Genomic DNA, 9218 nt, shown 5'->3' with positions numbered 1-9218 from the left:
GGAGCTGCACCCCGAGGAATTGTCGGCCGCGGCGGCCGCGCGGGCCGGGGCCGCCGGCGCCGACGGCCCCCCGTCGGCGCCGCGCATGCGCGGCGCGGTCTACGTCAGCTGCGCGGGGCGGGGTGGCCCCCACTTTGGCGGCCCCAGCGCCGAGTTGCAGATCATCCGCCGCGCCCTGGGCGACGTGCCGCTGGTGGGGTTTTTTGCCGGCGGTGAAATCGCCCACCACCGGCTGTACGGCTACACCGGCGTGCTGACGGTGTTCACCGAGCCCGCCTGAGAGACCGGGGCGACGGGAGCATCGGCCGTTGCCGTGTTCTCAGCCGCGCCGCGCCACCCAGTAGCTGGCGCCCTGCGGGCCGTAGCGCTCGGCGTGGGGTTCGTCGCGCTCCAGGGCAAAGGTGTCGCCCGGGCGAAGGTGGCGGGTCTGGCCCGCCACGGTCAGCCACATCTCGCCCTGCGTCACCACCGCCCGCGCCGCAAACGGATGGGAGTGGGTTTCGAGCACGGTGTCGGGCGCCCAGTCGCGCACCAGCACCTCCTCAAAGCCTTGCGCCAGCCAACGTGTCTGGAATGCCTCAAAGGTTTCGGTGTTCATGGCGGCATTTTCGGCCCGCCGGTTCATCCCTGCCAGCCGCGCGGGCATGGCACTTGCAAGGACAGGCGCATACTCACTCTTTTACGCAAGGAGGGCAGGGGCGCATCGCGCCAGGCCCACACCATGATCCGCCTCGATTTGCGCATCGAGTTGAACTACGACATCGATGCCTTCGGTGCCGACTTCATTCTCAACATCCACCCCGCCCTCACCTCGCAGCAGCGGGTGGTGAGCGAAAACCTGTGGCTGAGCCAGCCGCTGACGCCGCTGCTGCAGACCGACCGCTGCACCGGCAACCGCCTGCTGCGCCTGCACGCCGGCCCCGGGCCGCTCAAGCTGGTCTACACCGCCCTGGTGGAGATCGACCACCACAGCGTGTTGCCCACCCAGCTGGGCGAGGTGCCGGTGGCGCAGCTTCCGCCCGAGGTGCTGGGCTACATCTACCCCAGCCGCTACTGCCAGTCCGACCGCCTGGGCCGCCTGTCCAACCAGGCCTTCGGCACGCTGTGGCAGGGCCACAGCCGGGTGCTGGCGGTGCAGCAGTGGGTGCAGCGCCACGTGACCTTCACCTCCAACACCACGAACGGCAACACCTCGGCGGTGGATACCCTGATCGAGCAGGTGGGCGTGTGCCGCGACTTCGCGCACCTCATGATCGCGTTGTTGCGTGCGCTCAACATCCCGGCGCGCATCGCCACCGGCACCGACTACGGCGCCGACCCGGCCCTGGGTCCACCCGATTTCCACGCCTACGTCGAGGTCTACCTGGGCGGGCGCTGGTTCATCTTCGACCCTTCGGGCACCGGCATTCCCATGGGCTTCATCCGCATCGGCACCGGGCGCGACGCCGCCGACGTCGCCTTTGCCACCATTTTTGGCGGCGTCAAGACGCAGGCGCCCGTCATCCGTGCCGTGCCCGCCGCGGGCAGCCCGGAGCCCCTGCACAGTGCCTACGCCTTGTCCACCGACGCCGGGCTGGTGCCGGCCTGAGCTGGGCCGGGCTTTCCTGGCCGGGGCAGCGGTGGCGCCCGGGTTTCGCGTACCATGACCGCCATGAAAGGCATGCTCGAGCGCTCGCGCCATCTGCCCGCGTACCCGTTTGCGGCGGGGGAGGTCGTGGTGCGCGAAGGCAGCCCGTCGGGCGGCATCTGGATCCTGGTCAGCGGTGCGCTGCAGGTGCGCAAGGGCGGTGAGCTGGTCAATGCGGTCAACCGCCCGGGCGCGATGATCGGCGAGATCTCGGTGCTGCTGAACAAGGCCTATGGCGCCACCGTCGAGGCCACGGCCCCCAGCCTGTTGCGCCACGCCGCGGATGGCCGCGCCTTCATCGCCAGCGATCCCGAGATCAGCCGCCTGGTGGCGGTGGGCCTGGCCGAGCGCCTCGATTTCGTGACCAGCTACCTGTCCGATCTCAAGCACCAGTATGGGGACGCGCCGGGCTTGATCATGGTGTCGGATGTGCTGAAGCAACTGGCCCAGCGCCAGGCCCCGCTGGCCCGACCGGGCTCCGCGCGCGATCCCGATCCCGACTACTGAGGATCAGAAAACGCTGCGCGCCGGCCTGGCCGCGTCGCGCAAGCTCAGGGTTTCCATGCCCATCATGGATTTCCAGACGGCATCTCCGGTGGCCAGGTCGATCTCGATGTGTGCCGGCACGGGGCCGATCTGGCGGCCAGCGTTGAAGACCCAGGTGTCGCCCAGCCTGTCGGCCCAGGCCCCATCGGGCTTGAACGGCGATTCGTGCACGTGGCCGGTGAGCACCATGTCGGGCCGGTGCTGGGCGATCCAGCCACCGACATCGGCATCCCCATAGTGGCGGCGGCCTGTCCAGCAGGTGGGCGAACCCAGGGGCGGCCAGTGGTAGATCCACACCCAGCGCGCGGGCCGGCGCCGCGCGTCGGTCTCCAGCTGGGCCTCCAGCGCCGCGCGGCCCAGTGGACCGTCCCACCAGGGGCACACCGTGACCAGGGTGTCGCCCAGCAGCAGCGAGTCGCCGTCGCTGGGCACCCCCGCCGCGCGCGCCTCGGCCAGCCACAGCGCGGCCTGTTCACCCCGCGCGTCGGGGCCGGTCAGGTCGTGGTTGCCCGAACTGATCACCACCCGGCCGGCCGCCTGCAACAGCGACAGGTAGCGCAGGATCACCACCGACTGCGCATCCAGCGACACCGGTGAACTGATGTCGAGCTGGTCCCCGGCCAGCACCACCAACTCAAAAGACGGCGCGACCCGAACCACCCAGTCGAGCTGCGGCAGGGTGTAGTGAAGATCGGAAACGAGCAGGATGCGCACGGTGCGGGCTCTGGATCGATGGACAGGTGCTTGTGTCGCGTGGGACCGGGTGGGGTGTCCTTGAGGTACGCCAGAATACCGTCAAAGCGCCGGCCTGGTGTCCCCCCTGGCCGGGCACCGTGTTGGTGCCAGCCTTTCCTTCAAGGACCCCGCCCATGAGCAAGACCCTGCGACTGTCGGAAAAGTGGTTTCACCGCGGCCTGTGGCTGGTGGCGCTGGTGTTCGCGTGGTTCCTCACCGGGCTGGGCAGCACCATCGTGGGCGACCTGCCGCGGGTGGAGCAGCGCCAGTCGCTCGAAGACTTCATGGACCCGCAGCGCACGCCCGCGCTCAAGGATGGCATCAAGGCGTCTGCCCGCGCCGCGAACGAGGCGCAGGCCGAGCTGGAGCAGGCCCAGCTGCGCCACCAGACCGCCCAGGCCAGCAACCGGGCCGCGCGCGAGACCTTCAACAACTGGCTGGCCACGCGCGGCGCGACCCAGCGTCCCGAGCAGGACGGTGAACTGATCCAGCGCACCCAGGCGCTGGACGCGATGCGCCAGGCCGAGCGCGAGGCCCTGGCGGCGGTGGAGCGTCAGCAGCAGGCCGCGTTGAACGCCCGCCAGGCGCAACAACGGGCGCAGGCCGAGCTGGCGACCCTGCAGGACCAGGCCCGCAGCGCCTACGCGGACGCGCAGCGCGCACAGGAACTGCGGGTCTTTGGCTACCGGCTGGCGCTCACCCTGCCGCTGTTGCTGGTCGCGGGCTGGCTGTTCGCCCGGCAACGCCAGAGTCGCTACTGGCCCTTTGTATGGGGGTTCATCCTCTTTGCGCTGGTGGCGTTTTTTGTCGAGCTGGTGCCTTACCTGCCCAGCTACGGTGGCTATGTGCGCTACATCGTGGGCATCGTGCTCACGGTGGTCGGCGGGCGTTACGCCATCCAGGCCCTGCAGCGTTACCTGGAACGCCAGAAGCTGGCCGAGGCCCAGCCCGCGCCGCTGCGCCAGCGCGAGATGGACTACGACCTGGCGCAGACGCGCATGGCCAAGAGCGTGTGCCCGGGCTGCGAACGCACGGTGGACATGAAGGACGGCAAGACCGACTTCTGCCCGCACTGCGGCCTGTGCCTGTTCGACCGCTGCGGGCAGTGCAGCACGCGCAAGAACGCGTTCGCGCGTTACTGCTTCTCGTGTGGGGCCTCGGCCGCCGCATCGGCGGCACCGGCGGATTCGGCGGTGGGTGCGGTGGCAACCGGCGCTTGAGCGTTGCGGCGCTCCAGCGCCCGCATGACGTCGCGCAGGGGCATGCCGTAGCTGCTGGCGAACTCGGCCTCGGACAGGCCGCTGGCCGCCAACGCGCGGCACAGGGCTTCATCGCGGGCGCTGCGGGCGGCCACGTCGGCCAGGGCCTCCAGCGTCAGCGCGTTGACCTGTTCGTCGCGGCCCAGCACCTTTTCGGCGTAGGCCTCGCGGCTCAGGCCCGACTGCTCGAAGGCCTGCGCCACGCGCTGCTGGAACTTGGGGCGCAGGTCCTCGGCCGTGCGGGTCTGGCGGCGGCGGAACACCTCCACCAACGCGTGGTGCACCTGCTCGGGCAGCAGGGCCTCCACCGGCTGGCCGCTCAGGTCGTGTCGCGGCGCGCCGCTGGCCACCACCGAGAGGTAGCGGGTGGAGCGGGTGTGCAGCGCCAGCGCCGCTTTCAGGCCGTCCTTGTCCAGCGCTTCGGGCTGGGCGGCCAGCAGGTCCTGGAAGATGCCGCGCTTGAGCGGGCGCAGCACCTCGCCAAAGAGCGCCGGGTAGAGCTCGGCCAGTTGGCCCAGCACCGGGTGCAGCGGCTGGGGCTTGGCGGCGGTGCCACGGGTGGGCGGGCCACCGGCCTGGGCGCGGCCACCTTGTGGGCCACGGGGGGGGCGGCCGCCCTGGGCTCGGGACCGGCGTGGGGGCTGCGGTGCTGCGCCTTCGGTGGCGGGTGTGTTGGGTTCTGTGGTCATGGGGTGGGGGGTGTGGGGTCAGATGCCGCGCGCGCGGTCGGTCTTGAACTGGGCGCGGAAGGCGCTGAACTGGCCGGCGTCCAGGGCTTCGCGCACCTCGCGCATGAGGTTGAGGTAGTAGTGCAGGTTGTGGACGGTGCTGAGCATGGGGCCCAGCATCTCGCCACAGCGTTCGAGGTGGTGCAGGTAGGCGCGGCTGAAGCCCTCGCGGCCGCCGTCGTTCCACGCCACGCCGCTGCCGCCGGCACAGGCGTGGCAGGTGCAGCTGGGGTCCAGCGGCTGCGGGTCGGTCTTGTGGCGGGCGTTGCGGATCTTGAGGTCGCCGTGGCGGGTGAAGATGGTGCCGTTGCGGGCGTTGCGGGTGGGCATCACGCAGTCGAACATGTCGACGCCGCAGGCCACGCCCTCGACCAGGTCCTCCGGCGTGCCCACGCCCATGAGGTAGCGTGGCTTGTGGGCCGGCAGGCGGTGTGGCGTGTGCGCCATGATCTGCAGCATCTGCGCCTTGGGCTCGCCCACGCTGACGCCGCCCACGGCGTAGCCGGGGAAGTCCATCTCCACCAGCGCCTCCAGCGACTCCTGGCGCAGGTGCTCGAACATGCCGCCCTGCACGATGCCGAACAGCGCGTTGGGGTTGCCCAGGCGCTCGAACTCGGCCTTGGAGCGAACCGCCCAGCGCCGGCTCATTTCCATGCTCTTGCGCGCCTCGGCCTCGGTGGTGAGGTGGCCGTTGGTCTCGTAGGGCGTGCACTCGTCGAGCTGCATCACGATGTCGGAGTTGAGCACCGTCTGGATCTGCATGCTGACCTCGGGCGACATGAAGAGCTTGTCGCCGTTGACGGGGCTGGCGAAGTGCACGCCTTCCTCGGTGATCTTGCGCATGGCCCCCAGCGACCAGACCTGGAAGCCGCCCGAGTCGGTCAGGATGGGCTTGTGCCACTGCTCGAAGCCGTGCAGGCCGCCAAAGCTCTTCATGATGTCCAGCCCGGGCCGCATCCACAGGTGGAAGGTGTTGCCCAGGATGATCTGCGCGCCCATCTCGTGCAGGCTGCGGGGCATCACGCCCTTGACCGTGCCGTAGGTGCCCACCGGCATGAAGATGGGCGTCTGCACCACGCCGTGGTTGAGCGTGAGCGCGCCACGCCGGGCGTGGCTGTCGGGGTCGGTGGTGAGCAGGTCAAATTGCAGCATCGGGGTTCCTGGTCAGCAGCATGGCGTCGCCGTAGCTGAAGAAGCGGTAGTTCTGGTCGATGGCGTGGCGGTACAGCGCCATGATGTGGTCAAAGCCCGCGAAGGCGCTGACCAGCATCATCAGCGTGCTCTTGGGCAGGTGGAAGTTGGTGACCAGCACGTCGATCACCTGGAAGCGGAAGCCGGGCGTGATGAAGATCTGGGTGTCGCCCTCGGCCTGGCCAAAGGCGGCCCAGCTCTCCAGCGTGCGCACGGTGGTGGTGCCCACGCCCACCACCCGGCCGCCGCGCGCGCGGCAGTCGGCAATGGCCTGTTGCGTTTCGGCCGGCACGCGGTACCACTCGGCGTGCATGGTGTGCTCGGCGATGTGCTCGGTCTTGACCGGCTGGAAGGTGCCAGCGCCGACGTGCAGGGTGACTTCCGCCGTGGCGATGCCCCGCGCCTTCAGATCCGCCAGCACCGCGGCGTCGAAGTGCAGGGCGGCCGTGGGCGCGGCCACCGCGCCCGGGTGCTTGGCGAACACCGTCTGGTAGCGGCGCTCGTCCTCGGCGTCGTCGGCGTGGGTGATGTAGGGCGGCAGCGGCACGTGGCCGTGGGCCGCCATCAGGGCGTGGGGCTCGTCCGAGAACCTGAAACGGAACAGCTGGCCGTGTTCGTCGGGCCAGCGGCCGGTCAAGGTCGCCTGGAAGCCGCCCACCATGTGCAGCACGTCGCCCACGCGGGGCTTTTTGCTGACCTTCATGTGGGCCACCACCTCGTGGTCCTGCAGCACCCGTTCGACCAGCAGCTCCAGCTTGCCGCCGGTGGCCTTTTCGCCGAACAGCCGGGCCTTGATGACCTGGGTGTTGTTGAAGACCACCAGGTCGCCGGCCCGCAGCAGGCCGGGGAGGTCGCGAAAGCCGCGGTCCAGCGGCGTGGCGCCGGTGCCGTCGAGCAGGCGCGAGGCGCTGCGTTCGGGCGCGGGGTGCTGGGCAATGAGTTCGGGGGGGAGAGCGAAATCGAAGTCGCTCACGGAGAAATGACGAGGCGCAGCGGACATGGGCTTGAGGGCCGGACGGACCCGTTCCAAGAAATTCGGGAAGGCACAATTGTCCCATGGCCGATGCCCCCACCGCTTCCCCACCCCCGTCGCCGGCCCAGAAGGCCATGCGCAAGCTGGGGCTGGTGCGCGACATCGACCTGGCCCTGCACTTGCCGCTGCGCTACGAGGACGAGACCCGCATCGTGCGGCTGGCCGACGCGCGCGAGGGCGACACCGCCCAGATCGAGGGCACGGTGGTCGACAGCGAGGTGACGTTTCGGCCGCGCAAGCAGCTGCTGGTCAAGCTCGACGATGGCAGCGACGTCTGCACCCTGCGTTTTTTCAGCTTCTACCCTTCGCACCAGAAGGCGCTGGCGGTGGGCGCGCGCATCCGCGCCCGGGGCGAGCTGCGCGGCGGCTTTCTGGGCTGGACCATGATGCACCCGAGTTTTCGGGTCGCGGGCGGCGAACTGCCCAACGCCCTGACGCCGGTCTACCCCACCAGCGCCCAGCTGCCCCAGGCCTACCTGCGCAAGGCCGTGCTCAGCGGCCTGCGCCGGGCGGATTTGTCCGAGACCTTGCCACCCGACGCCCTGCGCGACCTGCCCGGGCGCGAAACACGCGGCTGGACGCTGCGCGACGCCTTGCAGTATTTGCACCACCCCACGTCCGACGTGTCCCTGGCCGCGCTGGAGGACCAGAGCCACCCGGCCTGGCAGCGCCTCAAGGCCGAGGAGCTGCTGGCGCAGCAGCTCTCGCAGCTGACCGCCAAACGCGCCCGCGATGCCCTGCGTGCGCCGCCCCTGAGCACCCGCCCCGGCGGCCTGCACGAGCGGCTGCTGGCCGCCTTGCCCTTTGCACTTACGGGCGCCCAGCGCCGCGTGGGCGAGGAAATAGCCCACGACCTGGCCCGGGCCGTGCCCATGCACCGCCTGCTGCAGGGCGACGTGGGCTCGGGCAAGACGGTGGTGTCGGCCCTGGCCGCCGCCATCGCCATCGACAGCGGCTGGCAGTGCGCGCTGATGGCGCCGACCGAAATCCTGGCCGAGCAGCACTTCGCCAAGCTGGTGGGCTGGCTGGAGCCGCTGGGCATCACCGTGGCCTGGCTCACCGGCAGCCAGAAGACCAAACAGAAGCGCGAGATGCTGGCGCAGGTGGAAAGCGGCGCCGCGCAGCTGGTGGTGGGCACCCACGCGGTGATCCAGGACAAGGTGAAGTTCAAGAACCTGGCGCTGGCCGTCATCGATGAGCAGCACCGGTTTGGGGTGGCGCAGCGCTTGGCGCTGCGGGAAAAGATGTCAGAGGGTGGCCAAGAACCTCACATGTTGATGATGTCGGCCACGCCCATCCCTCGCACCCTGGCCATGAGCTACTACGCCGACCTGGACGTGTCCACCATCGACGAACTGCCGCCCGGGCGCACGCCCATCGTCACCAAGCTGCTCAGCGACAGCCGGCGCGATGAACTCATTGAGCGCATCGCCGGGCAGCTGGCGCAGGGCCGGCAGGTGTATTGGGTCTGCCCGCTGATCGAGGAAAGCGAGGCGCTGGACCTGAGCAACGCCACCGCCACCCATGCCGAACTCAGCGACAGCCTTCCGGGCGTCATGGTCGGCTTGCTGCACTCGCGCATGCCGGTGGCCGAGAAGAAGGCGGTGATGGCGCTGTTCACCGAAGGTGTGATGGGTGTGCTGGTCAGCACCACGGTGATCGAGGTCGGGGTGGACGTGCCCAACGCCTCGCTGATGGTCATCGAACACGCCGAGCGTTTTGGCCTGAGCCAGCTGCACCAGCTGCGCGGGCGGGTGGGGCGGGGCGCGGCGGCTTCGGCCTGTGTGCTGCTCTACAGCACGCCCGATGGCGGGCGCCTGGGCGAAACCGCGCGCGAACGCCTGCGCGCCATGGCCGACACCCACGACGGCTTCGAAATCGCCCGGCGCGACCTGGAGATCCGGGGGCCGGGCGAGTTCCTGGGGGCGCGCCAGTCGGGCGCGCCGCTGCTGCGTTTTGCCGACCTGGCCACCGACACCCACCTGCTGGAATGGGCGCGGGCCTGGGCGCCCCTCATGCTGGATCGGCACGCCGGTCTGGCGCAGCGGCACACGGAGCGCTGGTTGGGTGGAAAATCCGACTATCTGAAGGCGTAGCCT

10 protein-coding genes are annotated in these 9218 nt (G+C 69.9%); 5 read left to right on the top strand and 5 right to left on the bottom strand.

Features of this window, described 5'->3' with window-relative positions; all coding sequences use genetic code 11:
* Positions 1-280, top strand: a 280-nt coding sequence (locus tag AAHB17_RS17310) for an FIST C-terminal domain-containing protein (protein WP_342131908.1), incomplete at its 5' end; no start/stop codon positions are given.
* A gap of 39 nt (positions 281-319) precedes the next feature.
* Here AAHB17_RS17310 and AAHB17_RS17305 read toward each other — a convergent pair.
* Positions 320-598 carry a cupin domain-containing protein gene (locus AAHB17_RS17305; protein WP_342131906.1) on the bottom strand — a complete coding sequence of 93 codons (279 nt, stop codon included), beginning with the start codon at positions 596-598 and terminating at the stop codon, positions 320-322.
* A gap of 123 nt (positions 599-721) precedes the next feature.
* On the opposite strand from AAHB17_RS17305, the gene AAHB17_RS17300 reads away from it, so the two are divergent.
* Positions 722-1588, top strand: coding sequence for a transglutaminase-like domain-containing protein (locus AAHB17_RS17300; protein ID WP_342131905.1), 867 nt, complete (start codon positions 722-724; stop codon positions 1586-1588).
* Positions 1589-1651: 63 nt separating this feature from the next.
* Positions 1652-2134 (top strand): Crp/Fnr family transcriptional regulator, encoded by a 483-nt coding sequence (locus tag AAHB17_RS17295; protein WP_342131904.1) that lies wholly within the window; start codon positions 1652-1654, stop codon positions 2132-2134.
* A gap of 3 nt (positions 2135-2137) precedes the next feature.
* On the opposite strand, the gene AAHB17_RS17290 is transcribed toward AAHB17_RS17295, so the two are convergent.
* Complete coding sequence (locus AAHB17_RS17290; protein WP_342131903.1) at positions 2138-2887, bottom strand: metallophosphoesterase family protein; 750 nt, start codon at positions 2885-2887, stop codon at positions 2138-2140.
* A 155-nt stretch (positions 2888-3042) separates the two neighbouring features.
* Here AAHB17_RS17290 and AAHB17_RS17285 point away from each other — a divergent pair, with 155 nt between their 5' ends.
* Positions 3043-4128 (top strand): serine endopeptidase, encoded by a 1086-nt coding sequence (locus AAHB17_RS17285; protein WP_342131901.1) that lies wholly within the window; start codon positions 3043-3045, stop codon positions 4126-4128.
* Here the strand turns inward: AAHB17_RS17285 and AAHB17_RS17280 are convergent.
* The 3 genes from AAHB17_RS17280 to queA are packed head-to-tail and all read right to left on the bottom strand — an operon-like array spanning position 4044 to position 7086.
* The gene (locus AAHB17_RS17280) at positions 4044-4856 is read right to left on the bottom strand and encodes a ProQ/FINO family protein (protein WP_342131900.1); all 813 of its coding nucleotides are present in this window, start codon (positions 4854-4856) and stop codon (positions 4044-4046) included. The genes AAHB17_RS17285 and AAHB17_RS17280 overlap by 85 nt on opposite strands.
* An 18-nt stretch (positions 4857-4874) precedes the next feature.
* Positions 4875-6047 (bottom strand): tRNA guanosine(34) transglycosylase Tgt, encoded by a 1173-nt coding sequence (tgt, locus tag AAHB17_RS17275; RefSeq protein WP_342131899.1) that lies wholly within the window; start codon positions 6045-6047, stop codon positions 4875-4877.
* Positions 6034-7086, bottom strand: a complete 1053-nt coding sequence (queA, locus tag AAHB17_RS17270) for a tRNA preQ1(34) S-adenosylmethionine ribosyltransferase-isomerase QueA (RefSeq protein WP_342131898.1) — start codon at positions 7084-7086, stop codon at positions 6034-6036. Before queA ends, tgt begins: the two co-directional genes overlap by 14 nt.
* Before the next feature lie 56 nt (positions 7087-7142).
* Here queA and recG point away from each other — a divergent pair, with 56 nt between their 5' ends.
* Positions 7143-9215 (top strand): ATP-dependent DNA helicase RecG, encoded by a 2073-nt coding sequence (gene recG / locus AAHB17_RS17265; protein WP_342131896.1) that lies wholly within the window; start codon positions 7143-7145, stop codon positions 9213-9215.
* The last annotated feature ends 3 nt before the right edge of the window (positions 9216-9218 follow it).

Origin of the sequence: Hydrogenophaga sp. OTU3427 (assembly GCF_038440225.1) — a bacterium.
Classification (GTDB): domain Bacteria; phylum Pseudomonadota; class Gammaproteobacteria; order Burkholderiales; family Burkholderiaceae_C; genus Hydrogenophaga.
Note: the sequence above shows the minus strand (reverse complement) of the source record. Positions and strands in the feature narration are given on the sequence as shown.

Excerpts from the sequence above, each read along its gene's own strand:
- AAHB17_RS17305 (WP_342131906.1), bottom strand. The coding sequence starts at position 598 with ATGAACACCGAAACCTTTGAGGCATTCCAGACACGTTGGCTGGCGCAA.
- AAHB17_RS17300 (WP_342131905.1), top strand. The coding sequence starts at position 722 with ATGATCCGCCTCGATTTGCGCATCGAGTTGAACTACGACATCGATGCC.
- AAHB17_RS17295 (WP_342131904.1), top strand. The coding sequence starts at position 1,652 with ATGAAAGGCATGCTCGAGCGCTCGCGCCATCTGCCCGCGTACCCGTTT.
- AAHB17_RS17285 (WP_342131901.1), top strand. The coding sequence starts at position 3,043 with ATGAGCAAGACCCTGCGACTGTCGGAAAAGTGGTTTCACCGCGGCCTG.
- AAHB17_RS17280 (WP_342131900.1), bottom strand. The coding sequence starts at position 4,856 with ATGACCACAGAACCCAACACACCCGCCACCGAAGGCGCAGCACCGCAG.
- tgt (WP_342131899.1), bottom strand. The coding sequence starts at position 6,047 with ATGCTGCAATTTGACCTGCTCACCACCGACCCCGACAGCCACGCCCGG.
- queA (WP_342131898.1), bottom strand. The coding sequence starts at position 7,086 with ATGTCCGCTGCGCCTCGTCATTTCTCCGTGAGCGACTTCGATTTCGCT.
- recG (WP_342131896.1), top strand. The coding sequence starts at position 7,143 with ATGGCCGATGCCCCCACCGCTTCCCCACCCCCGTCGCCGGCCCAGAAG.